Annotated in this window: 18 protein-coding genes; 9 read left to right on the top strand and 9 right to left on the bottom strand. The window is 65.7% G+C overall.

All coding sequences use genetic code 11. The features are described from left to right. Positions 1–79: 79 nt before the first annotated feature. Positions 80–538 carry a response regulator gene (locus ACO6VM_RS12485; protein ID WP_401057611.1) on the bottom strand — a complete coding sequence of 153 codons (459 nt, stop codon included), beginning with the start codon at positions 536–538 and terminating at the stop codon, positions 80–82. A gap of 209 nt (positions 539–747) precedes the next feature. Between ACO6VM_RS12485 and ACO6VM_RS12490 the strand changes: the two genes are divergently transcribed. The 7 genes from ACO6VM_RS12490 to ACO6VM_RS12520 all read left to right on the top strand — a co-directional run bounded on the left by ACO6VM_RS12490 (position 748) and on the right by ACO6VM_RS12520 (position 9186). After that, a complete protein-coding gene (locus ACO6VM_RS12490; protein WP_401057610.1) occupies positions 748–2685 on the top strand; it encodes a putative nucleotidyltransferase substrate binding domain-containing protein in 1938 nt (645 codons plus the stop codon). Continuing rightward, entirely contained in the window at positions 2682–3392 is a 711-nt protein-coding gene (locus ACO6VM_RS12495) for a PolC-type DNA polymerase III (protein WP_422403342.1), read from the top strand. The genes ACO6VM_RS12490 and ACO6VM_RS12495 overlap by 4 nt, the downstream gene beginning before the upstream one ends. 292 nt (positions 3393–3684) lie before the next feature. Then, positions 3685–4203, top strand: coding sequence for an RNA polymerase sigma factor (locus tag ACO6VM_RS12500; RefSeq protein WP_110992306.1), 519 nt, complete (start codon positions 3685–3687; stop codon positions 4201–4203). Continuing rightward, the gene (locus ACO6VM_RS12505; RefSeq protein WP_401057608.1) at positions 4200–5144 is read left to right on the top strand and encodes a FecR domain-containing protein; all 945 of its coding nucleotides are present in this window, start codon (positions 4200–4202) and stop codon (positions 5142–5144) included. The genes ACO6VM_RS12500 and ACO6VM_RS12505 overlap by 4 nt, the downstream gene beginning before the upstream one ends. 156 nt (positions 5145–5300) lie before the next feature. Next, positions 5301–7739 (top strand): TonB-dependent siderophore receptor, encoded by a 2439-nt coding sequence (locus tag ACO6VM_RS12510; RefSeq protein ID WP_401057607.1) that lies wholly within the window; start codon positions 5301–5303, stop codon positions 7737–7739. A gap of 161 nt (positions 7740–7900) precedes the next feature. Beyond that, on the top strand, positions 7901–9013 hold the full coding sequence (locus ACO6VM_RS12515) for a PepSY-associated TM helix domain-containing protein (RefSeq protein ID WP_422403343.1): 1113 nt from the start codon (positions 7901–7903) through the stop codon (positions 9011–9013). Further along, a complete protein-coding gene (locus tag ACO6VM_RS12520; protein WP_258705557.1) occupies positions 9010–9186 on the top strand; it encodes a DUF4175 domain-containing protein in 177 nt (58 codons plus the stop codon). The genes ACO6VM_RS12515 and ACO6VM_RS12520 overlap by 4 nt, the downstream gene beginning before the upstream one ends. Positions 9187–9312: 126 nt before the next feature. On the opposite strand, the gene ACO6VM_RS12525 is transcribed toward ACO6VM_RS12520, so the two are convergent. The 8 genes from ACO6VM_RS12525 to glnE form a co-directional block, all read right to left on the bottom strand. Continuing rightward, complete coding sequence (locus tag ACO6VM_RS12525; protein ID WP_422403344.1) at positions 9313–10758, bottom strand: lipopolysaccharide kinase InaA family protein; 1446 nt, start codon at positions 10756–10758, stop codon at positions 9313–9315. Further along, entirely contained in the window at positions 10758–11510 is a 753-nt protein-coding gene (locus ACO6VM_RS12530) for a lipopolysaccharide kinase InaA family protein (protein WP_125857169.1), read from the bottom strand. Before ACO6VM_RS12530 ends, ACO6VM_RS12525 begins: the two co-directional genes overlap by 1 nt. Next, the gene (locus ACO6VM_RS12535; protein WP_347148891.1) at positions 11507–12241 is read right to left on the bottom strand and encodes a lipopolysaccharide kinase InaA family protein; all 735 of its coding nucleotides are present in this window, start codon (positions 12239–12241) and stop codon (positions 11507–11509) included. The genes ACO6VM_RS12530 and ACO6VM_RS12535 overlap by 4 nt, the downstream gene beginning before the upstream one ends. Further along, positions 12241–13047: a lipopolysaccharide core heptose(I) kinase RfaP gene (gene rfaP / locus ACO6VM_RS12540; RefSeq protein WP_125462302.1), complete on the bottom strand. Its 807-nt coding sequence runs from the start codon at positions 13045–13047 to the stop codon at positions 12241–12243. Before rfaP ends, ACO6VM_RS12535 begins: the two co-directional genes overlap by 1 nt. Beyond that, entirely contained in the window at positions 13044–14168 is a 1125-nt protein-coding gene (locus ACO6VM_RS12545; protein ID WP_125857168.1) for a glycosyltransferase family 4 protein, read from the bottom strand. The genes rfaP and ACO6VM_RS12545 overlap by 4 nt, the downstream gene beginning before the upstream one ends. Then, positions 14168–15226, bottom strand: a complete 1059-nt coding sequence (gene waaC, locus ACO6VM_RS12550; RefSeq protein WP_422403345.1) for a lipopolysaccharide heptosyltransferase I — start codon at positions 15224–15226, stop codon at positions 14168–14170. The genes ACO6VM_RS12545 and waaC overlap by 1 nt, the downstream gene beginning before the upstream one ends. Next, positions 15227–16276, bottom strand: coding sequence for a lipopolysaccharide heptosyltransferase II (waaF, locus tag ACO6VM_RS12555; protein WP_422403346.1), 1050 nt, complete (start codon positions 16274–16276; stop codon positions 15227–15229). Positions 16277–16450: 174 nt separating this feature from the next. Next, positions 16451–19384: a bifunctional [glutamate--ammonia ligase]-adenylyl-L-tyrosine phosphorylase/[glutamate--ammonia-ligase] adenylyltransferase gene (glnE, locus tag ACO6VM_RS12560; RefSeq protein WP_422403347.1), complete on the bottom strand. Its 2934-nt coding sequence runs from the start codon at positions 19382–19384 to the stop codon at positions 16451–16453. A gap of 383 nt (positions 19385–19767) precedes the next feature. Between glnE and aceE the strand changes: the two genes are divergently transcribed. After that, entirely contained in the window at positions 19768–22413 is a 2646-nt protein-coding gene (gene aceE / locus ACO6VM_RS12565; RefSeq protein ID WP_401057598.1) for a pyruvate dehydrogenase (acetyl-transferring), homodimeric type, read from the top strand. 13 nt (positions 22414–22426) lie between these two features. Continuing rightward, complete coding sequence (gene aceF / locus ACO6VM_RS12570; RefSeq protein WP_422403348.1) at positions 22427–24064, top strand: dihydrolipoyllysine-residue acetyltransferase; 1638 nt, start codon at positions 22427–22429, stop codon at positions 24062–24064. Positions 24065–24252 lie beyond the last annotated feature (188 nt).

The following is a 24252-nucleotide window of genomic DNA, read 5'->3' on the forward strand; positions in this document are numbered from 1 at the left end:
CCAGAGCTTTGTGAGGGGAGCATCCCCCCCCCGCACCATATTCCGTTCTTCGGGGGAGCGGGCTTGCCCCGCGATCGTTTCAGGGCTGCTCCAGTTTCAGCTCGCGCTTCACCAGCCCAAGCAACGCCTGCAACTTGTCGCCATCCAGGGGTTTCACCAGAAAGTCCACCACGCCCAGGTGCATTGCCTTGACGGCCTCGGACACTTCCGACTCCCCAGACACCACGACGATCGGCAAGTCGGCCCGCGTCGACGCCCGGATTTGCTGGATCAACTCCAGGCCATCCTTCGGCTCCATGCGCAAATCAGTGATCATCAGGGCAATCCGACGCTCGTAATGCAGCTTGAACATCGCCTCCTGCGCGCCGTCGGCGGTCATGCAGTCGATGCCCCGGCTTTTGAGGTACAGGCTCAACGCCTGGCTGTTCACCGGGTTGTCATCCACCACCAGCACCACCGGTTTGGGCGCCACCGGCGCGCTCACCACGGCCAACGCCTCACGCTCGGCGTCACTCAATATGTCGTCATGCTCAGCCATGGTCGTCTCGTCAAAAATGTCGCTCAAACCCTAAGACCCTAAACCCGCACCGCCCTGTGCGCCTTTCGTCGGGGCCTTGCCATCAGTGCCTCTAGACTTACGTCCAATGGGCACCACAAGGCGGCCAGCCGACCATGGAGGCCGAGAACAACAAAGCCGAGCCCTATAGATAGATATATATAGTTCGGCGTAGCGAAACGGTCAGCTTCATGAGCAAAAAGGACGCCTACCGCCAGGCGGGCAAAACCGCAGTGCAGCAGAACATCCAGGGCACCCTGCAGTTGCTGCAGCGCTTTGCGCCGTTCAACCAGATGGAACAGAGCCACCTGGCCTTCCTGGTGGAACAGTGCCAGCTGCGTTTCTACGCGGCTGGCGAAAGCATCATCAAGCCCAGCGACGGCCCGGTCGAGCACTTCTACATCGTCAAGCAGGGCCGTGTGGTCGGCGAGCGCCAGCACGTCACCCGGCCGGGCACCGAGACCACCTTCGAGATCACCGGCGGCGAATGCTTCCCGCTGGCCGCATTGCTGGGCGAACGCGCCACCCGTACCGAGCACCTGGCAGGCGAAGACACTTTCTGCCTGCAATTGAACAAAGCCGCGTTCATCCGCGTGTTCTCCCTGTCCGACGTGTTCCGCGACTTCGCCCTGCGCGGGGTCAGCAGCCTGCTCGACCAGGTCAACCAGCAGGTGCGCCAGAAAGCGGTCGAGACCTTGGGCACCCAGTATTCGCTGAACACCCCGCTGGGCGAACTGGCCATGCGCCACCCGGTGGTGTGCAGCCCCGACACGCCCCTGCGCGAAGCGGTGCGGCTGATGCACGAACAACAGGTCGGGAGCATCGTCATCGTCGACCCGCAACGCTACCCCATCGGCATCTTCACCCTGCGCGACCTGCGCCAGGTGGTTGCCGATGCCAGCGCCGAGCTGACCGCGCCGATCGAACGCTACATGACCGCCAAGCCGTTCTACCTGAGCCCCCAGGCCAGCGCCTTCGACGCCGCCATGGCCATGACCGAACGGCATATCGCCCACGTCTGCCTGGTGGACAACCAGCGCCTGTGCGGAGTGATTTCCGAGCGCGACCTGTTCTCCCTGCAACGGGTCGACCTGGTGCACCTGGCGCGCACCATCCGCCACGCGCCACGGCTGGACAGCCTGGTGTCGTTGCGTGGCGAGATCGGCCAACTGGTCGAACGCATGCTCGCCCACGGCGCTTCCTCGACGCAGATCACCCAGATCATCACCCTGCTCAACGACCACACCGTGTGCCGGGTGATCGAACTGGCCATCGCCGAACGCGGCGACCCGGGCGTGCCGTTCAGCTGGCTGTGCTTCGGCAGCGAAGGCCGCCGCGAACAGACCCTGCACACCGACCAGGACAACGGCATCCTCTTCGAAGCCCGCGACCGCGCCGAAGCCGACGCCATCCGCGCCAGGCTGTTGCCGCTGGCCCAGCACATCAACCACAACCTCGCCCAGTGCGGCTTCACCCTATGCACCGGCAACGTGATGGCCGGCAACCCCGAGCTGTGCCTGTCGCGCAGCGAGTGGGCGCGGCGCTTCGCCGGCTTCGTGCGCGAGGCCAGCCCGGAAAACCTGCTGGGCTCGAGCATCTACTTCGACCTGCGCGTGGTGTGGGGCGATGAACAGGGCTGTGAACAGTTGCGCCAAGGCCTGCTCGAGCAGGTGGCCGACAACCGCATCTTCCAGCGCATGATGGCCGACAACGCCCTGCGCCAGCGCCCGCCGGTGGGGCGCCTGCGCGAGTTCGTACTGACCCGCCAGGGTGATGACAAGGCCGCCACCCTCGACCTCAAGGTGCAGGGCCTGACGCCCTTCGTCGACGGCGCGCGGCTGCTGGCCCTGGCCCATGGCATCAAGGCCTGCAACACCCTCGAACGCCTGCGCCAGCTGGTCGCCAAGGGCGTCATCGACGCACTCGACGGCGCCGCCTTCGAGGAGGCCTACCACTTCATCCAGCAGACCCGTATGCAGCAGCACCAGCGCCAGACCCGCGCCAACCTGGCGTATTCCAACCGCCTCGACCCGGACAGCCTCAACCACCTTGACCGGCGCATCCTGCGCGAATCCCTGCGCCAGGCCCAGCGCCTGCAAAGCAGCCTGGCCCTGCGGTACCAGCTGTGAACCTGTTCGCCTGGCTGCGCCCAGCGGCGCCCACGCTGGACGAGCACCTGCACCAGCGCCTGGCCAGCCTGCCTGGGCCTGCGCCACTGGCCGTGTGCTCCCTGCGTGAGCAGCGCTGGGTGGTGCTCGACCTGGAGACCAGCGGCCTGAACCTCAACCGCGACCAGGTGCTGTCGATCGGCGCGGTGGCCATCGAGGATGGTGCCATCGACCTCGGCCAGCAGTTCGAGCGCACCCTGCACCGCCCCGAGCAGAAGACCAACGCCAGCGTGCTGATCCACGGCCTCGGCCCCAGCGCCCTGGCCGCCGGCTGCAACCCGGCCGAAGCCTTGCTCGACCTCATGGCGTTCATTGGCGACAGCCCGGTGCTGGCGTTCCACGCGTCGTTCGACCAGCACATGCTGGCGCGGGCGCTGCAGGACAGCCTTGGCCTGCGCCTGCGCCACCCGTTTTTCGATGTGGCGGAGCTGGCCCCCATGCTCAACCCCGACACGGTGCTGCGCGAAGCAGGGCTGGATGACTGGATCGCCCGTTTCGGCCTCGAAGTACAAGCCCGCCACCATGCCAGTGCCGACGCCCAGGTCACCGCCGAGCTGGCCCTGATCCTGTTCAGCCAGGCCCGCCGCCAGCAACTGGACAGTCCGTTGCAGCTGGAGCAAAGGCTTAAACAGTGGCGTCGGCGCAAAATACCGAGTCACGGCTTCTAACGGCCGCGATTCATGTCGCCCTGTAGGCCTTTCGCGGGTAAACCCGCTCCCACAGGTACAGTGTTGGCTTGAGATTGTGCGCAATCCTGTGGGAGCGGGTTTACCCGCGAAGGGCTGCAAGGCAGCCCCTTTCCGACCGGTCGGGTACCCCGGCAAGGCCGCTCCTGCACAGATGGTATGCATCCAACCGTAATGGCAATCCGATAAGCGTCAATTGCGCCCCCACCCCCGCCTCTGCGACAATCGCGAATAATTATCGTTAGTTAACGCATTCTTTATCGGGGGACGTTCCTTGACGTCTGCGCAGAGCCCACACGCCGAACTGGTCAGCGCGCTGTACCGCGACCATCGCGGCTGGCTGCTCGCCTGGCTGCAACGCAGCACGGCCTGCCGCCAGCGCGCCGAAGACCTGAGCCAGGACACCTTCGTGCGCCTGCTCGGCCGCGAACGGCTGGACGCCCCCCGCGAACCCCGCGCATTCCTGGTTGCCGTGGCCAAGGGCCTGCTGTTCGACCACTTCCGCCGCGCCGCGCTGGAACAAGCCTACCTCGCGGAACTTGCGCTGTTGCCCGAAGCCGAACAGCCCTCGCCAGAACTGCAATACCTGATCCTCGAAGACCTCAAGGCCATCGACCGCCTGCTCGGCAAGCTGTCGAGCAAGGCGCGCGCCGCGTTCCTGCACAACCGCCTGGACGGCCTCGGCCACGCCGAAATCGCCCAGCGCCTGGGGGTTTCGGTGTCCCGGGTGCGCCAGTACATCGCCCAAGGCATGCGCCAGTGCTACATCGCCCTGTACGGGCAGCCGACATGAACAACAGCCCCGTCTCCAGCACCGTGCTGGACGCCGCCATCGCCTGGAAGCTGTGCCTGGACGAAGGCAGCGGCAGCCCCGACGAACGCAACGAATTCATGCGCTGGCATGCCGCCCACGAAGAGCATGCCCGCGCCTGGCTGCAACTGAGCCTGCTCGACCAGCGCTTCAACAGCGCCGCCGGCCCCGCCCGCCATGCCCTGCTGCAGTCGCGCACCGGCATGCGCCGACGGCTCAGCGGGCTGGCCGGCATGCTGCTGCTCGGCGGCGTGCTGGCCTGGGCAGGCATGCCCTCGCTGTCGCCGGACTACTGGCTGGCCGACCAACGCACCGCCACCGGCGAACTACGCACGCTGCGCCTGGAAGACGGCACGCTGCTGAGCCTGAACAGCCACACCGCGGTGGATATCGACTTCCAGGGCGAACAACGGCTGATCGTGCTGCACCAGGGCGAGATATCCGTGGAAACCGGGCATGAAGACAGCCGCCCACTGCAAGTGCGCACCGCCGATGGCCGCCTGCGCCCGCTGGGCACACGTTTCCTGGTGAAGCGCGAAGCCGCCGGCACCCGCCTGGAAGTCCTGCAATCGTCGGTGGCCGCCAAACCCCGCGACAGCGGCGACGAGCAGGTACTGCGCGAGGGCCAGCAAGTGCTGATGAACACCGAAGGCCTGGGCGCGGTCAGCCCGGTAGCGGTCGGTGCCGATGCCTGGACCCGCGGCATGCTGGTGGTCGACAACGTGCGCCTGGCCGACCTGGTGGCCACCCTTGGCCAGTACCGCAGCGGCCACCTGGGGGTGGCCGACGAGGTCGCCGACCTGCGCGTGAGCGGCAGCTTCCCGCTGACCAACACCGACCTGGCGCTGGCCTCGCTGCAACCGGTACTGCCGGTGAAGATCGAGCGGCATACGCCGTGGTGGGTAACCGTCAGCCCACGCTGAATGCAACCCCTGTAGGAGCGGACGTGCAGGTTCATTGCGTGGGAGCGGGCTTGCCCCGCGATGGCCCGGTAAAGATTTTTTTCAAAGCCCCCTGTCACTTTTCAAAACTCACTCGGCAAGGAAGCAGATAGCACTTATCCGTCGAGGAGCCGCCGCATGTCCCGCGCTGTAGATGCCTTGCTTCGCCCCAGCCTGATGGCCCTGGCCATCGGCCTGGCCGCCCCGTTGACCAGCCCCGCCCTGTTCGCCGCCGAACAGTCTGCCCTGCGCACCTACGCGCTGCCCGGCGCACCACTGGCCAGCACCCTGAACCAGATCGCCAGCCAGGCCGGTATTACCCTGGCCCTGGACCCGGCCCTGGTCAGCGGCCGCACCTCGGCCCCGGTCAGCGGCCAGTACGACGCCCTCGGCGCCCTGCAGGCCGCCCTGCGCGGCACCGGGCTGCAACTGCAGCAAAGCAGCGCCGGCAGCTACAGCCTGGTGGCCGTCCCCGAAACGGCCCTGGCCTTGCCGGAAACCACCGTCAACGCCGCCAGCGACAGCGAAAGCGCCTGGGGGCCGGTAGACGGCTACCTCGCCAAGCGCACCGCCGCCGGCACCAAGACCGACACCGCCCTGGTGGAAGCACCGCGTTCGATCTCCGTTGCCACCCGCCAGCAGATGAACGACCGCGGCGTGCACAGCCTCGATGACGCCGTGAAATACATGCCGGGCATCGTCTCCGCCAGTTACGGCAGCGACACCCGCTATGACTGGATGCTGGTGCGCGGCTTCGAGCCAACCCAGTTCCTCGATGGCCTGCCGCTGCCCCGCGGCGTGTACGCCAACCCGAAAGCCGAAACCTGGAACCTCGACCGCCTGGCCCTGCTGCGCGGCCCGGCTTCGTCGGTGTATGGCCAGACCCCGCCCGGCGGCCTGCTGGACATGGTCAGCCGCCGCCCGCAAGCCGAAAGCGCCCACGAAATCCAGGTGCAGTACGGCAGCGACAACCATCGCCAGATCAACTTCGCCAGCACCGGCAAGATCGACGACCAGGGCCAGTTCCTCTATGGCGTCAGCGGTGTGGTGCGCGACAGCGACACGCAGATCGACCACATCGAGAACAAGCGCTACAACATCGCGCCGAGCCTGACCTGGAACATCGACGACGACACCAAGCTGACCTTCCTCAGCCAGTTCACCCGTGACGACACCGGCGTCACCAGCCAGTTCTACCCGATCCAGGGCACCAAGATCTCGATGCCGTTCGGTGATATCTCCCACCACAAGAACCTCGGCGATCCGGACTACGACTTCTACGACCGCACCTACTACGCGTTGGGTTATGCGTTCGAACACCGCATCAACGATGTCTGGCAGTTCCGCCAGAACCTGCGCTACACCAAGTCGGACCTGTCGTTCCAGACCGTCACCGTGCGCGGCTACAACCCCGCCTTCGCCGCCTTTGGCTTTGTCGTGGACGACCAGGGCAACACCGGCCGCGGCACCACCAACGTCGACGAGGACATCAGCCAGTTCGCCGTCGACAACAACCTGCAGGGCGACTTCGACACCGGTGCCGTCAGCCATACCCTGTTGCTCGGCCTGGACCACCAGCGCATGAACAACAACTACACGGCGATCTTTGGCGGCGCCACCAACATCAATGTGAACAACCCGGTGACCGGCGCGCCCATCACCCGCCCGCCACGCTCCGACGCGTTCTACGACTACGACCAGAAAACCCGCCAGACCGGCCTGTACATCCAGGACCAGATGGCCCTCGACAACTGGCGCCTGACCCTGGGTGGCCGCCAGGACTGGGTGAAGACCGATACCCACTTCATCAAGGACGACACCGACAACAGCCAGCTCAACCGCAAGTTCAGCGGCAACGCGGCAATCAGCTACGTGTTCGACTCGGGCTTGGTGCCCTACCTGTCGTACGCCGAGTCGTTCCAGCCCACCAGCAAGGCCGACGTCACCTCGAGCAACTCGCTCAAGCCAACCGAAGGCCAGCAGTGGGAGCTGGGCATCAAGTACCAGCCACCCGGCTCCAATACCCTGCTCAGCGCAGCGGTGTATGACCTGACCCAGAAGAACGTCTCGGCCACCAGCTTCGTCGGCGCAGTGCCGGTCACCAGCCAGACCGGCGAAGTGAAGGTGCGCGGCCTTGAGCTGGAAGCCACCTCCGACGTCACCGAGAACCTCAAGGTGATCGCCGCCTACACCCTGGCCAAGTCCGAAGTGCAGGATGGCCAGTACAAAGGCAACCGCCTGCAGCTGATGCCCAACCAGCAAGCCTCGCTATGGGCCGACTACACCTGGCACAGCGGCGTGCTCGACGGCTTCGGCATCGGTGCCGGCGCGCGCTACACCGGCAATACCTATGGCGACCAGGGCAACACCTGGCTGGGCAAGGCCGACGCCTACACGGTGTTCGACGCCTCGGTGCACTACGACCTCGGCCGCCTGGACAACAGCCTCAAGGGCGCGTCGGTGGCGCTCAACGCGACCAACCTGTTCGACAAGGACTACATCTCCACCTGCGACAGCTTCTACTGCTACTACGGCGACCAGCGCAGCGTCGTCGCCAGCGCCACCTACAAGTGGTAATGACATCGCGGGGGGGGGGGGCGGCGGAATGCGAGGGTAGTATGTGTTGTGCGTGGGTGTGCGTTCGTTTTTGGTGCCCGTCTTTTTCTCTTGTTTTTTTTTTTTTTCCCCCCCCCCCCCCCCCCCCGCGATGGCGTTCTGCAGAAAAAGGCTGAACCCTGATGAAAAGCCAAACCATCCGCCGCTGGTCAACGATCCACACCTGGACCAGCCTCATCTGCACCCTCTTCATGCTGCTGCTCGCCCTCACCGGCCTGCCCCTGATCTTCCACCACGAGATCGAGCACCTGCTGGGCGAAGCCCCCGAATTGCGCGAGATGCCCGCAGGCACCCCGCACCTGGACCTGCAGCAGTTGGTGCTCAAGGCCGAGCAGCACCGCCCCGGCGAGGTGATGCAGTACTTCGGTTACGAGAAGGACGAACCCAACGGCGTGGTGGCGATCACCGCCGCCACCGCCGGCACCGACCCGAACGACTCGCACACCTTCATGCTCGACGCCCGCACCGGCGAAGCGGTGGCCATGCCGGCTGCCAACGGCGGCTTCATGATGCTGATGCTGCGCCTGCACGTGGACATGCTCGCCGGACTGCCGGGCAAGCTGCTGCTGGCCTTCATGGGCGTGTTGTTCGTGCTGGCGATCGTCTCCGGCACCGTGCTCTACGCGCCGTTCATGCGCCGCCTGAAGTTCGCCACCGTGCGCCACGAAAAATCCTCACGGCTGCGCTGGCTCGACCTGCACAACCTGATCGGCGTGGTCACCCTCAGCTGGGCACTGGTGGTGGGTGTCACCGGGGTGATCAGCGCGCTGTCCGACCTGGTCATCGCTGCCTGGCGCAACGACAGCCTGGCGGCCATGGTCGCGCCCTACCGCGATGCGCCGCCCCTCAGCGAGCGCGCACCCGCCACGCAGCTGCTGCACATCGCCGAACAAGCCGCCCCTGGCATGCGCCCGGACTTCATCGCCTTCCCCGGCACACGCTTTTCCAGCGAGCACCACTACGCGGTGTTCATGAACGGCGCCACGCCGCTGACCTCGCACCTGTTCACCCCGGTGCTGATCGACGCCCGCACGCTCCAGGTAACCGCCGTCGGCGAGCGCCCGTGGTACATGGATGCCATGGGCCTGTCGCAGCCGCTGCATTTCGGTGATTACGGCGGGCGGCCGATGCAGATCCTCTGGGCCGTGCTCGACGTGCTGACCATCATCGTGCTCGGCAGCGGCCTGTACCTGTGGTGGGGCAAGCAGCGCAAACCGAAGGAGGCGCGGGCATGAGCCACAACTCGCAAAGCACCGGGCGGATCTTCGCCTGGCCGGCGCTGGTGGCGCTGCTGAGCCTCGTCGGGCTGTTCGCCGCGCTGCTCGGGGATGGGGTCTGGGATAGCTTGGCCTGGATCGGCCTGGGGGCTTCGGCCGTGCTGGGCCTGAGCGGGTTCTGGCGACGCTAGACAGACCCTGGCCTCAGCGGTCTTGATCGTGGGAGCGGGCTTGCCCCGCGAACACCGGCGTAGCCGGTGCCATCCAATGTGCTGGCTGCATCGCGGGTCAAGCCCGCTCCCACGCTAGATCTTCTATCAGTGTTCCGCCAAGCGCGGCAGCACCTTATCCAAGCGCTGATACAACGCACTGCTGCGCGGCCAGTTGCGCAGCAGCCGCGCGCGGTCACGGCCGAATGCCGGGGCGAAGCTGAGCTGGGTGGCATGCTGGCACATGGCATCGAGGTCGATCAGCGACCAGCGGCCGTTGTCCCAGAACAGGTTGTGGCCCTTGAAGTCACCGTGGCTGATGCGCTCGCGGATCAACTGCTGCATCAGCTGCACCAGCGCCTCGACCTGCTCATCCGGCGCGTCGCCGCTGTCCACGAACGGCGCAAAGCACGCGGTCAGGTCCGGCCCATCGACATACTCGGTCAGCAGGTAGGCGCGGTTGCGCAGGCCCAGGGTGCGGGTTTCCAGCACCGCCAACGGGCGTGGCGTGGCAATTTCGAGGAACTCCAGGCGGTGGCCTTCGATCCACGAATGCCAGGCCCGGCTCGGGCGCCAGAAGCGCTTGAACCAATGCGCGGTGTTCTTGATGTTGTAGCGTTTGAGCACCAGCGTGCGCCCGCCCACCTCGACCCGCGCGACGCTCGCCGCACCGCCGGTCTTGTACAGGTGGCCCTGGTCGATCAGCGCATCGGCCTGCTCCAGCACCGGCAGCAGTGCCTCAGCTTGCGGGCGACGCACCGCGCGCAAGCCCGACAGGGTGCGCTCGACGCTGAACAGCGTGCATTCGCGCCCGGCCTTCTCCAGGTAATCCTTCAGGCGCCAGTTGCGCACCTTGTCCACCTGCTTCTGCAGGGCTTCGAGCGGCAGCGCGTGCTCGCCGTTGGCCAGCAGGTAATGCACCAGCGCCTCTTCGATGAACGGCTCCAGGCGCTTGGGCAACTGGGCGAACAGCACCCCGAGGTTTTCCAGCACACGCTGACGCGACAGTTGCTGGCCAGGCGTTTCGGCCTTGATGCCTGCGCCATCGATCAGGTACACCCGGCCCTCCTGGCGCAGCAGGTTGTCCAGGTGCAGGTCTTCCTGCCACAGGCCCTTGGCGTGCATCTGCGCCACGGCCGTCAGCGCCTCGCCCAGCACCGCATGCTGCTCGTCGGCAAGCATCGGCAGGTGCTCCACTGCGGCCCAGGCATCGGCCAGGCTTTCGGCGTGATCGAGGTACTCGAACAGCAGCCAACCGCCCTCGCCTTCCTTCAGGCCATCGGCCAACAACTGCGGCGTGGTCAGGCCTTGTTCGGCCAGCAGGCGCACGCCATCGAGCTCACGCTGGAAATGACGGGCGGCGTTACCGCCCACCAGCAGCTTGGCCAGCACCGGGGTGCCGCGCCAGATACCGGCGCCGACATAGCGCTGGCCGGGCAGCACGCGCAGCAGGCTGAGCAGTTGCAGGTCGGCCGTGCCCGCAGCATCGGCGAGAGTGACGGTCAGCGGCAACGACGGGCTGCGCCCGAGGCCCTTCAGTTCGGACAGGTGCATCAGCGGGCCTCTTTATGGCGACGGCGTTGCGTCAGGCGTTGCAGCCAGGCATTCACCTGCGCGCTGTCCACCGGCTGTTGCAGGTAGGCGCCGAGCAGTTCGCGCACATCCGCCTCGCTCCAGGCACGGGCGCGACGCAACAGCGGCTCCAGGTCCTTGACCCGGTCGCGCTGGCCGAACAGCAGCGGGCGGGTCTTCTCCAGGTCGATCAGCTGCGCCTGCCAGCCTTCGCGGCGCTCGCGCAGGAAGATGTGCTTGGGGTAGAAACACCCATGCATCTGCCCGGCGCCGTGCAGGGTGCGGGCCAGTTGGCCGCAAGCCTGCAGGATGCCCCGGCGCTGCCCCTCGGGCAGCTGCGGCCATTGCTCCAGCAAACGCTCAAGATCGCTCCAGTCGTCCAGCGCCCGGGTCATGAGGATCGCACGGTGCTGGCCGGCCTGCTTGCGCTCGCCGAAGAACACCGCCTGCAACGCCGGGATATCCAGCTTCTGGTAGCGGCTGATGTTGCGAAATTCACGGGCGAACGTCGGTTCGCCAAATGGCCGTTGCAGGCTGCGGGTCAGGTAGTCGCACTGGCGCTTGAGGTAGTAGCCCTTGCCTTCCAGCTCCAGGCGGAACACGCTGCTCCAGCCGCCACGGCCGGTGTTGGGCTCGTCCACGGCGTCCAGCTGCAGGGCCCACAGCGCTTCGAAATCGCTCAGGCCGTGGCGCTTGAGCAGCGCCTGGTCGGCGCTGGCCAGGTAATCGGTCATTCCCTTCCCTCGAAAAAGCTCAGCACCTGGCGAATGCGCCGCTTGTCGCGGGCAGTCAGGCGCGCGTGACGGCGGTACTGCAGGTAGAAGCGCAGGCGCTGGGTCGCCGACAGGTGGTATTTGGCGACCTTGTCCAGGCACGCCAGGTCCTTGATCAGCCGGTGCCGGAGCATGAAGCCCCGCCAGAAATCGCCGGTCGGGCAGTCGATGAAGAACAGCGTGCCCTGATCGTCCACCAGCAGGTTGCGCCACTTCAGGTCGTTGTGGGCGAAGTGATGGTCGTGCATCTCGCGGGTATGCCGGGCCAGCTGGCGGCTGACATGGTCGACCCAGGCGCGATCTTTCAAGCGCGGGTCGTTACGCTCGGCCAACGCCGACAGGTCCTCGGTGTTCGGCAGCTCGCGGGTGATCATCGCCCCGCGGCCAAAGGCCAGGCCATTGCGTTCCAGGCCCCAGGCGACCACCTCGGCGGTGGGGATGCCCCACTTGGCGAACTGCTTGAGGTTCTGCCATTCGGCCTTGATCCGCGGACGCCCCAGGTAGCGGCGCATGTGCTTGCCGGCACCGGTGTAGCGCTTGACGTAATACCAGACGCCGTCGCGCTGCACACGAATGACCTCGCTGAGCGGGTCGCGGGTCAGGTGTTCGCCCTGCAGGGCGAATACCGTGTTCAGGCTACCGAAGTCCGCCGCCAGCCATTCGTAGCCCGGCGCCAGTGTCCAACCCGCCATCAGAGCGCATCCCCATAGCGTTGCTTGCGTTCGTAGAGTTTCTGCGCCTTGCTTTCCAGCCAGGCCAGCAGTGCGGCTTCCTCCTTGAGCACTTCACGCAATGGGCGCTGGAAGTAGCCGCGCAGGAAGCGCAGCTTGTCACGGCGGGTCAGGCCGATGTCCAGTGCCGAGAAGTACAGCGCGGCCAGGTCCTTGTCGCGCCAGCGTCGGGTGATTGTCGCCCGGGTCTGGGCCCGGTGCAGGTCGATCACCGACAGTTTGAAGTCATCCGCCGTCACCGGGCGGTCGGTGTGCAGCAGGAAATGGCAGATGTAGCAGTCGCGGTGGTTGACGCCGGCGCGGTGCATGCCGCCGGTCATCTTCGCCACCTCGGCGATCAGCGCGCGCTTGAGCCGTGGCTCGGGCGGCTGACGAACCCAGTCGAGGCTGAAGTCTTCCAGGCTGACGGTCGGCGCCAGCTCTTCGGTGACGATGAACGAATGCTGGGTGGCCGGGTTGCTGCCGCGCTCGCCGTAGGCTACCGCGGTCATGGTCGGCACACCGACCTCGTGCAGGCGCTGGATGGCCCGCCACTCCTGACCGGCGCCGAGCACCGGCAGCTTGGCGCTGAACAGGTTCTTGAAGATCTCGCCCCAGCCGATGCCACGGTGGATCTTGACGAAAAAGCCCGCGCCATCGACCTCGGTGCGCAGCGTGCGGCGGCCCTCAAGCTCGCGGTACACCTCGCCCTGCAGTTGCTCGACGGCCTCGAACGGGTCGCGCCCGGCCCACAGGCGCTTGAACGGTTCGGCAAGTATCAGCTTCATGCGGTCTCCTGGCCGAGGATCACGTCGGCGGCATGCTGCGGCATGCTGTACAGGTCGGCGCTGTCGGCAAAGGCCACGCCATTGCGCGACCAGGCCGCGCGGGCCTCGGCGTCTTCGAGCATGCGTTGCAGGTAGCTATTGAGCTGCTCCTGCTCGAACGGGTCGTCCAGCACCAGGCCGCTGTCGGCCTCGGCGATGTAGTGGGCGTAGCCGCAGACCTTCGAGACCAGCACCGGCAGGCCGGCGACCAGCGCTTCGAGCAGCACGGTGCCGGTGTTTTCGTTGTACGCCGGGTGAATCAGCAGGTCGGCCCCCAGCAGGAAGCGCGGAATATCGCTGCGGCCCTTGAGGAACTGCACCTGCTCGCCCAGGCCCAGGGTGGCGCTCTGCAGCTGGAACACCTTGGGGTCGTCCTGGCCGATGACCATCAACCGGGTGCGCTTGCGCAGGGCCGAAGGCAGCGCGGCCAGGGCCTTGAGGCTGCGGTCCACACCCTTGGTCTTGAAGCCCGAACCGATCTGTACCAGCAGCAGCTCGTCGTCGGCCAGGCCGAACTCTTTGCGGAATTCGGCACGGATGGCGTCGGCATCAGCCGGGCGGCGGCGGTCCTGGGAGATCCCCGGCGGCAGCAGGTGAAAGCGTGCCTCAGGGGTGTCGTAGTGCTTGATGAACAGGGGCTGCTGCACTTCGGAGATCATCAGGATCTCGGTGTGGGCATCCTTGGCGAACACCGCCCGCTCGTACTCGGCGAAATGGCGATAGCGGCCCCAGCGGCGGTACAGGCCACCGCGCAGGGTCTGGGCCTTGTCCTCGAAGCAGCCGTCGGCGGCGTAGTACACGTCCAGCCCAGGCATCTTGTTGAAGCCGATCAGGCGGTCGACCGGGCGCTTGGCCAGGTCCGCCGCCATCCAGGCGCTGAGCTTCTCGTTGCGGCGGTGGTTGAACAGCGCCTTGACCGGCGCCACCAGCACCTCGAAGCCTGGTGGAATATCACCTTCCCAGATCAGCGTGTACACGCGGATCTGGTGGCCACGCTTCTGGCACTCCAGGGCGATGCGCATGAAATCGCGCTGCAGCCCGCCAAAAGGGAAGTATTTGTAGAGTACGAAAGCCAGTTGCATCAACGAACATCCTCAGCCAGCAGCAGCGCGCTCAAGCGGCCCGCTACATGCTCGGGATTCAGGCGAGTGAAGCACAGCGGCCACTCGCGTTTGAGATCGAACCGGCGCAGATCCTCGGCGCTCGGTTTGTAGGTGCACTTCTTCTGCAGGCACGGGGCGCAGGGGAAGTTGCTCGCCTGGTGGATCTGGGCGCGTCCGTAGGCACCGGTCAAACCAGGGTTGGTGGGGCCGAACAGCGAAATGGTCGGCACATCCAGCGCAGCGGCCAGGTGGCCCAGGCCGGTATCGACCGCCACGCAGGCCTTGGCGGCCGCCAGCACGCGGGCGACGCCGACCAGGTTCAACTTGGGCAGTACCTGGCAGTTGTTCAAGCCCTGGGCGATGCGCTCGGCGCGGGCCTTCTCCGCCGGGTTGCCCCACGGCAGCATCACCTGCAGCTTGCGCCGGCCCATGCGTTCGGCCAGCTCGCGCCAGTAGGCTTCCGGCCAGTGCTTGGTGGCCCAGGTGGTGCCATGCAGGAACACCACGTAGGGCGCCGCTGGCGGCAGTTGCAGGCGGTTGAGGTCCAGGCCGTAGTCGCCCAGGCCCTCGGGCAGGTCGTAGGCCAGGGCCAGGGCGAACAACTGGCGCACGCGCTCGACGGCGTGCTGGCCGACGGCGACCGACAGGCGCCGGTCATAGAAACGACTGGCCAGGCCTTCACGGGCCGAATAGCGGTCGAGCCCGGCCACCGGCGCTTTCACGTAGCGGGTCAGCCAGGCCGACTTGACCAGGCCCTGGGCGTCGATCACCAGGTCGTACTTGCGCGCGCGCAGGCGTTGCTTGAAGGCCTTGAACTCGCCGCCCTTGATGGTCTGCCAGAGGTTCTTGCGCCAACGGCGAATGGCCACCGGGATCACCTGGTCGACCGCCGGGTGCCAGCTGGGGATCTCGGCAAAGCCCTCTTCCACCACCCAGTCGAAACGGATGCCGGGGATGGCGTGGGCGGCGTCGGTGAGCGCCGGGAGGGTGTGGATGACGTCGCCCAGGGACGACGTCTTGATGATCAGGACCCGCACTCAGTCGACCTCTGCCACGCTATCGATCAGGTTCGGCCCGCCCAGCTGGTGCAGGGCGGCGATCACCTTGGCCGGCTCGAGCAGACGCAGGCAATTGTAGTGGCCAAAGCGGCAGGTGCGGTCGAAGCAGGGGCTGCACTCGATGCCGGTGCGCACCACCTCGACCTGCTCGGCCAGCGGCGGGGTAAAGCCCGGCGAAGTCGAGCCGTACACCGCCACCAGCGGGCGGTTCAACGCGGCGGCCACGTGCATCAGGCCGGAGTCGTTGGAGACCACGGCGTTGGCGCAGGACATCAGGTCGATGGCCTCGGCCAGCGAGGTTTCGCCGGCCAGGTTGTACGATTCTTCACGCAGGCCCGGGATCAGCCGGTCGCGGATCTGCTCGCCCACCGGGTGGTCGTTCTTCGAGCCGAACAGCCACACCTGCCAGCCCTGGCGGATCATGGCATCGGCGACTTGCGCGTAATGCTCGGCCGGCCAGCGCTTGGCCTCGCCGAACTCGGCGCCGGGGCACAGGGCCAGCACCGGGCGGTCCAGCTGCAGGTTGAACTTGGCCACGGCTGCGTCGCGGCTCTGGGCCTCGATCTGCAGGCTGGGGCGTGGATACGGTTGCGGCAGTTCAGTGCCCGGTGCGTAGGCCAGGGCCATGAAGCGCTCGATCATCAGCGGGTAGCGCGCCTTGTCCAGCTTGCGCACGTCGTTGAGCAGCAGGTAGCGCATTTCGCCGCGCCAGCCGGTGCGCTTGGGGATGCCGGCGAAGTACGGCACCAGCGCCGACTTGAGCGAGTTGGGCAGCAGGATCGCCTGGTCGTACTGGCCGGCCAGCGACTTGCCGATGCGCCGGCGGGTCGCCAGTTCCAGCGCGCCGTGGCCGAGCGGGAAGCTCAAGGCCTGGCGCACCTCGGGCATGCGCTCGAGGATCGGCCGGCTCCACTCGGGGGCCAGCACATCGATCACGCAGTCGGGGTGCTGCTGTTTCAGGCACTGGAACAAGGTCTGCGCCATCACCATGTCGCCGACCCAGCTGGGGCCAATGATCAGTATTTTCATGCTTTATCCAGAAACATTCGGGGAGGCTGCAGGCTGCGTTACAGCCTGGCCTCCCCTCTTTATATTCAGGCTATGTGGCGTGCAGTGTACCACTGGGGTCCGAATCGCGGGGCAAGCCCGCTCCCACGCACCGTGGGGGCGGCGGTGCGCCGATGCGACTTGCCCCGCGATGCTTCAACTCAACCCCAGTTGCCCCCAGATCCGCCGCACCTCGCGGCGCTCATCGACGAACTGCGCCGCATCGATCACCCCGGCCTGCTTCTGCAAGGCCTGGCGGTGCGAGGCCGCGCGGAACGCCTTGTACACCTCGCGCAGCAGCACGGCGTCGGCGGCGGGCATCAGTCCGGCCTGCTCCAGCTCTTCGAGGATGCGGATGTTGTCGGTCCAGCGCAGTATGGCCGCGTGGTCGTGGGACCAGGCCAAAGCGGCGTATTGCACCATAAATTCGATATCGACGATACCGCCGGCATCCTGCTTGATATCGAAGGGTTGCCCGGCATCGAAGGCATTGCCCGCAGTACCTGCAGCGGTGCCCTTGGTGCCCAGGTTGTCGCGCATCTTGGCGCGCATCTCGCTCACTTCGGCGCGCAGTTTATCCAGGTCACGGGCCTTGCCCAACACCCCCGCACGTACCGTCTCGAACGCCGCCGCCACCTGCTTGCAACCCACCAGCACGCGGGCGCGTACCAGCGCCTGGTGTTCCCAGGTCCAGGCCTCGTTCTGCTGGTAGCGCTCGAAGGCGCCGAGCGAACTGACCAGCAGGCCCGAGGCGCCGGACGGGCGCAGGCGCATGTCGACGTCGTAGAGCTGCCCGGAGTTGGTCTGGGTGGTCAGCAGGTGAATGATGCGCTGGCCCAACCGGGTGAAGAACTGCGCGCTGTCGATGGGCTTGGCGCCATCGGTCTCGGCATGAGGGTCGCCATCGTGGATGAACACCAGGTCCAGGTCCGAGCCATGGCCCAGCTCGATGCCACCGACCTTGCCGTAGCCGACGATGATGAAGCCCGGGTCGCACAGGCTGCCATCACTGCGCTTGGGCTGGCCATGGCGGCTTACGGTCTGGCGCCAGGCCAGGGCCAGCACCTGGTCGAGGATGGCTTCGGCCAGCCAGGTCAGGTAGTCGCTGACCTTCATCAACGGCAGGTTGCCGGTGATCTCGGACGCCGCCACGCGCAGGCTGTGGGCCAGCTTGAAGTGGCGCAGCGCTTCCATCTGCTGTTCGAGGTCATCTTCGGGGATGCGGGTCAGGCGCTCGCGCAGCTCGGCGGCCAGCTCCGGTGCCAGGGGCGGGCTGAACAGCCGGCCTTCGTTGAGCAGTTCGTCGAGCAGCAATGGGTAACGGGCGATCTGCTCGGCGATCCACGGGCTGGCCGCGCACAGGGTCAGCAGGCGGCGCAGGGCGCCGGGGTTTTCGGTGAGCAGCACCAGATAGGCAGAACGACGGGCCACGGCCTCGACCAGCGGCAGCACCCGCTCCAGCACCAGGTCTGGGTTGGCATGCTCCACGGCCTGGGCCAGCAGGCGCGGAATGAAGGCGTCCAGGCGCTCACGGCCGATACGCTGCATCGAGCGCAGTGACGGGCTGACGCGCAGGGCCGTCAAGCGGCGCAGGGCATCGGCGGGCTGTTTGAAGCCGGCTTCCTCGAGCTGGCGACAGGCCGCCTCTTCATCCTGGGCCTGCTCCCACAGCGGCGACCATTCGCCGCCCACCACCAACTCGCCCTCGGCTTCGTCTTCATCGGGGTCGGCGATCACCTGGCGGAAGTGCCAGTCGATGCGCCCGCGCCACTCCATCAGCTGCGTGTGGAAACTGGCCCAGTCGGCAAAGCCGAGCATGTAGGCAATGCGCTCACGGTCGGTGTCGTCATCCGGCAGCATCTGGGTCTGGCGGTCGGCGATGGCCTGGATCGCATGTTCGGTGTAGCGCAGGAACTCATACCCCTCGCGCAGCTCGGCAACCACCGCCGGCGGCAGGTAACCCTGCCCCTCCAGGGTCGCCAGCACTTTCAGCAAGGGCCGTTGCTGCAGGCTGAGGTCGCGCCCGCCGTGGATCAGCTGGAAGGCCTGGGCGATGAACTCCACCTCGCGGATGCCACCGGCGCCGAGCTTGATGTTGTCGGCCATGCCTTTGCGCCGCACTTCCTGCTGGATCAGCTGCTTCATGGTGCGCAGCGCTTCGATGGCGGAGAAATCCAGGTAACGGCGGTACACGAACGGGCGCAGCATCTCCTGCAACTGCGCGCCGGCCGCCTGGTCGCCGGCCACCACCCGCGCCTTGATCATCGCGTAGCGCTCCCAGTCGCGGCCCTGGTCCTGGTAGTACTGCTCCAGCGCATTGAAGCTCAGCACCAGCGAGCCGGCCGAGCCATAAGGGCGCAGGCGCATGTCGACGCGGAACACGAAGCCATCGACGGTGACCGGGTCGAGCGCCTTGATCAGGCGCTGGCCCAGCCGGGTGAAGAACTCCTGGTTGTCCAGCGAGCGCTTGACCCCGGTGGTTTCGCCGCCTTCGGGGAAAGCGAAGATCAGGTCGATGTCGGAAGACAGGTTGAGCTCCACCGCGCCCAGCTTGCCCATGCCCAGCACCACCATGTGCTGCACTTCCCCGCTGCGGTTGCCGATGGGCGTGCCGAACTGCTGGCAGTGGCGTGGGTAAAGCCAGGCATAGGCTTCATCTATACAGGCATCGGCAAGGTCGGACAGGTCGCGGCAGGTTTCGCCCAGGGCCGCAGCGCGGGTGATGTCGCGCCAGATGATGCGCAGCTGTTGGCGGTTACGCTCGCGGCGCAGGTTGCGCGCCAGTTCGTCCTCGCTCTGGGCGGCCTGGGCCACGGCGTTGATCTGCCCGCGCAGCTCGCCCGGGGCATAGGGCCGATCGAGCTCGCCACCTTGCAGCAGGCCGAACAGCATGGCCGGGTCGCGCTGGGCCTGGCCCAGTACGAAGTCGCTCGCGGCGCACACCTGATCGAACTGCCGTCGCTGCTCGACGCTCCAGCTGTCCGGGTTCAGCTCAGGGTGCCCGGCCAGCGCATCGCGCAGGAACTGTTGATTGCGGGCAACCAGCGGTTGCAGGGCGGCAGGCAGATCGAGCGGCAAAGGCAGGCGCATGGTCTATCCTTGATCGGCGTGAAAGAGAGGGGTTGGAGCGGTCGAACGGGGGCCGGACCACGGTTGGACTGTCATACAAAAGTTAGAAATAGCTGAAAATCTTGATTTTCTAGTAAGAAACATCAACAAACACCTAACTCGAACACAGATTCAACCGACGGGAACGTTTTTCCCCACAACCCGGGATGCGACAAACCGTCGCATTTGTGTAGTTTTACTACTACCCATGCCGTGCAAAAGCATGAAATCCGAAAGCATTTGTAGTAAAACTACACCGCGCCGGATGACTGTCCGGTAATCCAAGAATTCACGACGTCTGCCCATAAGGCCAGTCGCAAACTCAGGCCCCCGATTCTGGTGGCCTTTCCGCCCTGGAGCAAGCCATGCAAGACCTCGATCCAATCGAAACCCAGGAATGGCTGGATGCCCTGGAGTCGGTCCTCGACAAAGAAGGCGAAGACCGCGCTCATTACCTGATGACCCGTATGGGCGAGCTGGCCACCCGCAGTGGCTCGCAGCTGCCGTATGCCATCACCACGCCGTACCGCAACACCATCCCTGTCACCCACGAAGCACGCATGCCTGGCGACCTGTTCATGGAACGCCGCATTCGCTCGATGGTGCGTTGGAACGCCCTGGCCATGGTCATGCGCACCAACCTGAAAGACTCGGACCTGGGTGGCCACATCTCGAGCTTCGCCTCCAGCGCCACGCTGTACGACATCGGCTTCAACTACTTCTTCCAGGCCCCGACCGAAGAACACGGCGGCGACCTGATCTTCTTCCAGGGCCACGCTTCGCCAGGCGTTTACGCCCGTGCCTTCATGGAAGGCCGCATCAACGAAGACCAGATGAACAACTTCCGTCAGGAAGTGGACGGCCAAGGCCTGTCTTCGTACCCGCACCCATGGCTGATGCCTGACTTCTGGCAGTTCCCGACCGTTTCGATGGGCCTGGGCCCGATCCAGGCGATCTACCAGGCACGCTTCATGAAGTACCTGGAAGCCCGTGGCTTCATCCCGGCCGGCAAGCAGAAGGTCTGGTGCTTCATGGGCGACGGCGAGTGCGACGAGCCGGAATCCCTGGGCGCGATCGCCCTGGCCGGCCGCGAGAAGCTGGACAACCTGATCTTCGTCATCAACTGCAACCTGCAGCGCCTCGACGGCCCGGTTCGCGGCAACGGCAAGATCATCCAGGAACTCGAAGGCGTGTTCCGCGGCGGTGGCTGGAACGTCAACAAAGTGGTCTGGGGCCGTTTCTGGGACCCACTGCTGGCCAAGGACACCAACGGTGCCCTGCAGCGCCGCATGGACGAAGTCATCGACGGCGAGTACCAGAACTACAAAGCCAAAGACGGCGCGTACGTTCGTGAGAACTTCTTCAACACCCCAGAACTCAAGGCCATGGTCGAAGACCTGTCCGACGAGGAGATCTGGAAGCTCAACCGTGGCGGCCACGACCCGTACAAGGTCTACGCGGCGTACCACCAGGCTGTGAACCACAAAGAGCAGCCGACCGTCATCCTGGCCAAGACCATCAAGGGTTACGGCACCGGTGCTGGCGAAGCCAAGAACACCGCGCACAACACCAAGAAGGTCGACGTCGACAGCCTGCGTCACTTCCGTGACCGCTTCGACATCCCGGTCAAGGATGCCGACCTTGAGAACCTGCCGTTCTTCAAGCCGGAAGAAGGTTCCGCCGAAGCCAAGTACCTGGCCGAGCGCCGCGCAGCCCTGGGTGGCTTCGTGCCGCAGCGCCGCGCCAAGAGCTTCAGCGTACCGACCCCATCCCTGGAAACGCTGAAAGCGATCCTGGACGGCTCGGGCGACCGTGAAATCTCCACCACCATGGCCTTCGTGCGTATCCTCGCGCAGCTGGTCAAGGACAAGGAAATCGGCCAGCGCATCGTCCCGATCATCCCGGACGAAGCCCGTACCTTCGGTATGGAAGGCATGTTCCGCCAGCTGGGCATCTACTCGTCGGTCGGCCAGCTCTACGAGCCAGTCGATAAAGACCAGGTGATGTTCTACCGCGAAGACAAGAAGGGCCAGATCCTCGAAGAAGGCATCAACGAAGCCGGCGCCATGTCGTCGTTCATCGCTGCCGGTACTTCGTACAGCTGCCACAACCAGCCGATGCTGCCGTTCTACATCTTCTACTCGATGTTCGGCTTCCAGCGTATCGGCGACCTGGCCTGGGCCGCTGGCGACAGCCGCACCCGTGGCTTCCTGATCGGCGGTACCGCCGGCCGTACCACCCTCAACGGTGAAGGCCTGCAGCACGAAGACGGTCACAGCCACCTGATGGCGGGCACCATCCCGAACTGCCGCACCTATGATCCGACCTACGGCTACGAGCTGGCGGTGATCATCCAGGACGGCATGAAGAAGATGACCGAAGAGCAACAGGACATCTTCTACTACATCACCGTGATGAACGAATCCTACCAGCAGCCAGCCATGCCGGCCGGTGTCGAGGAAGGCATCATCAAGGGCATGTACCTGCTCGAGGAAGACACCCGCGAAGCCGCGCACCACGTACAGCTGATGGGCTCCGGCACCATCCTGCGCGAAGTTCGCGAAGCGGCGAAGATCCTGCGTGAAGAGTTCAACGTCGGTGCCGACGTGTGGAGCGTCACCAGCTTCAACGAACTGCGTCGCGACGGCCTGGCCGTGGAACGCGCCAACCGCCTCAAGCCTGGCCAGAAGCCTCAGCAGACTTACGTCGAAGAGTGCCTGGCCGGTCGCAAAGGCCCGGTCATCGCCTCCACCGACTACATGAAGCTGTTCGCCGAACAGATTCGCCAGTGGGTCCCGAGCAAAGAATTCAAAGTCCTGGGTACCGACGGTTACGGTCGCAGCGACAGCCGCAAGAAGCTGCGTCACTTCTTCGAAGTCGACCGCCACTTCGTGGTGCTGGCTGCCCTGGAAGCCCTGGCTGACCGTGGCGAGATCGAACCCAAGGTTGTGGCTGACGCCATCGTCAAGTTCGGCATCGACCCGGACAAGCGCAACCCACTGGACTGCTGAGGAGTATTTTTAAGTGAGCGAACTCATTCGCGTACCTGACATCGGCAGCGGTGAAGGTGAAATCATCGAGCTGTTCGTCAAGGTCGGTGACCGTATCGAGGCCGACCAGAGCCTGCTGACCCTGGAGTCCGACAAGGCCTCCATGGAGATCCCGGCCCCCAAGGCCGGCATCGTCAAGGAACTGAAGGTCAAGCTGGGCGACCGCCTGAAAGAAGGCGACGAGCTGCTGGTCCTGGAAGTCGAGGGCGCAGCTTCCGCGCCCGAGGCTCCGGCCGCCGCTGTCCCGGCTGCCGCCCCGGCGCCGGCTGCGCAAGCCGCCCCAGCTGCCGCGCCAGCCGCAGCAGCCCCGGTTGCTGCCAGCGTGCAAGACATCCACGTGCCGGACATCGGCTCGTCGGGCAAGGCCAAGATCATCGAAGTGCTGGTCAAGGTCGGCGACACCGTCGAAGCCGACCAGTCGCTGATCACCCTGGAGTCCGACAAGGCCTCCATGGAAATCCCGTCGCCTAGCGCCGGCGTGATCGAAGCCGTGCTGTGCAAGCTGGAAGACGAAGTGGGCACCGGCGACCTGATCTTCAAGATCAAGGCCGCAGGCGCCGCCCCTGCTGCAGCACCGGCTCCGGCCGCAGCTGCACCCGCTGCCGCTGCTGCCCCAGCTGCTGCACCGGCCGCCGCCGCTCCGGCTGCTGCGCCTGCTCCAGCCCCGGTCGCCACCGCGCCGGCCGCCGGCAACAACGCCAAGGTCCATGCCGGCCCTGCCGTTCGTCAGCTGGCCCGTGAATTCGGTGTCGAGCTGGGTGCTGTCGCGGCCACTGGTCCGCACGGCCGTATCCTGAAAGAAGACGTTCAGGTTTACGTCAAGGCGATGATGCAGAAGGCCAAGGAAGCTCCAGCCGCCGGTGCTACCGGTGGTGCAGGCATCCCGCCGATCCCGGTCGTCGACTTCAGCAAGTTCGGTGAAGTGGAAGAAGTGGCCCTGACCCGCCTGATGCAGGTCGGTGCCGCCAACCTGCACCGCAGCTGGCTGAACGTGCCGCACGTTACCCAGTTCGACTCGGCCGACATCACCGAGCTGGAAGCCTTCCGCGTCGCGCAGAAAGCCGTCGCCGAGAAAGCCGGCGTCAAGCTGACCGTGCTGCCACTGCTGCTCAAGGCCTGCGCCTTCCTGCTCAAGGAACTGCCGGACTTCAACAGCTCGCTGGCCCCAAGCGGCAAGGCGATCATCCGCAAGAAGTACGTGAACATCGGCTTCGCCGTGGACACCCCGGATGGCCTGCTGGTCCCTGTGATCAAGAACGTCGACCAGAAGAGCCTGCTGCAGCTGGCTGCCGAAGCCGCTGCACTGGCCGAGAAGGCGCGCACCAAAAAGCTGTCGGCCGACGACATGCAAGGTGCTTGCTTCACCATCTCCAGCCTCGGCCACATTGGCGGCACCGGCTTCACGCCGATCGTCAACGCGCCTGAGGTGGCTATCCTGGGCGTCTCCAAGGCGACCATGCAGCCGGTCTGGGATGGCAAGGCCTTCCAGCCCAAGCTGATGCTGCCGCTGTCGCTGTCCTACGATCACCGCGTGATCAACGGCGCCGCCGCCGCGCGCTTCACCAAGCGCCTGGGCGACGTACTGGGCGACATCCGCACCATGCTGCTGTAACCCGCTGTTTGCCTGCCTTCCCTCGGGAAGGCGGGCACCCCTTTCGAGCTGCCACGCTCGTACCTCAACCCCGCCAATTGGCGGGGCTTTTTTTTGCCTGTTCGAAACGTTTCAGCGACAACCTTGAAACGTGGGAGCGGGCTTGCCCCGCGATTGCGATTCAAGCCGTCAATCGCAGCGCCCGAAGG

This window comes from Pseudomonas sp. GZD-209 (assembly GCF_049310485.1).
Taxonomy (GTDB): Bacteria; Pseudomonadota; Gammaproteobacteria; order Pseudomonadales; family Pseudomonadaceae; genus Aquipseudomonas; species Aquipseudomonas sichuanensis.

Excerpts from the sequence above, each read along its gene's own strand:
- ACO6VM_RS12485 (WP_401057611.1), bottom strand. The coding sequence starts at position 538 with ATGGCTGAGCATGACGACATATTGAGTGACGCCGAGCGTGAGGCGTTG.
- ACO6VM_RS12490 (WP_401057610.1), top strand. The coding sequence starts at position 748 with ATGAGCAAAAAGGACGCCTACCGCCAGGCGGGCAAAACCGCAGTGCAG.
- ACO6VM_RS12505 (WP_401057608.1), top strand. The coding sequence starts at position 4,200 with ATGAACAACAGCCCCGTCTCCAGCACCGTGCTGGACGCCGCCATCGCC.
- ACO6VM_RS12510 (WP_401057607.1), top strand. The coding sequence starts at position 5,301 with ATGTCCCGCGCTGTAGATGCCTTGCTTCGCCCCAGCCTGATGGCCCTG.
- ACO6VM_RS12515 (WP_422403343.1), top strand. The coding sequence starts at position 7,901 with ATGAAAAGCCAAACCATCCGCCGCTGGTCAACGATCCACACCTGGACC.
- ACO6VM_RS12520 (WP_258705557.1), top strand. The coding sequence starts at position 9,010 with ATGAGCCACAACTCGCAAAGCACCGGGCGGATCTTCGCCTGGCCGGCG.
- ACO6VM_RS12525 (WP_422403344.1), bottom strand. The coding sequence starts at position 10,758 with ATGCACCTGTCCGAACTGAAGGGCCTCGGGCGCAGCCCGTCGTTGCCG.
- ACO6VM_RS12530 (WP_125857169.1), bottom strand. The coding sequence starts at position 11,510 with ATGACCGATTACCTGGCCAGCGCCGACCAGGCGCTGCTCAAGCGCCAC.
- ACO6VM_RS12535 (WP_347148891.1), bottom strand. The coding sequence starts at position 12,241 with ATGGCGGGTTGGACACTGGCGCCGGGCTACGAATGGCTGGCGGCGGAC.
- rfaP (WP_125462302.1), bottom strand. The coding sequence starts at position 13,047 with ATGAAGCTGATACTTGCCGAACCGTTCAAGCGCCTGTGGGCCGGGCGC.
- ACO6VM_RS12545 (WP_125857168.1), bottom strand. The coding sequence starts at position 14,168 with ATGCAACTGGCTTTCGTACTCTACAAATACTTCCCTTTTGGCGGGCTG.
- waaF (WP_422403346.1), bottom strand. The coding sequence starts at position 16,276 with ATGAAAATACTGATCATTGGCCCCAGCTGGGTCGGCGACATGGTGATG.
- glnE (WP_422403347.1), bottom strand. The coding sequence starts at position 19,384 with ATGCGCCTGCCTTTGCCGCTCGATCTGCCTGCCGCCCTGCAACCGCTG.
- aceE (WP_401057598.1), top strand. The coding sequence starts at position 19,768 with ATGCAAGACCTCGATCCAATCGAAACCCAGGAATGGCTGGATGCCCTG.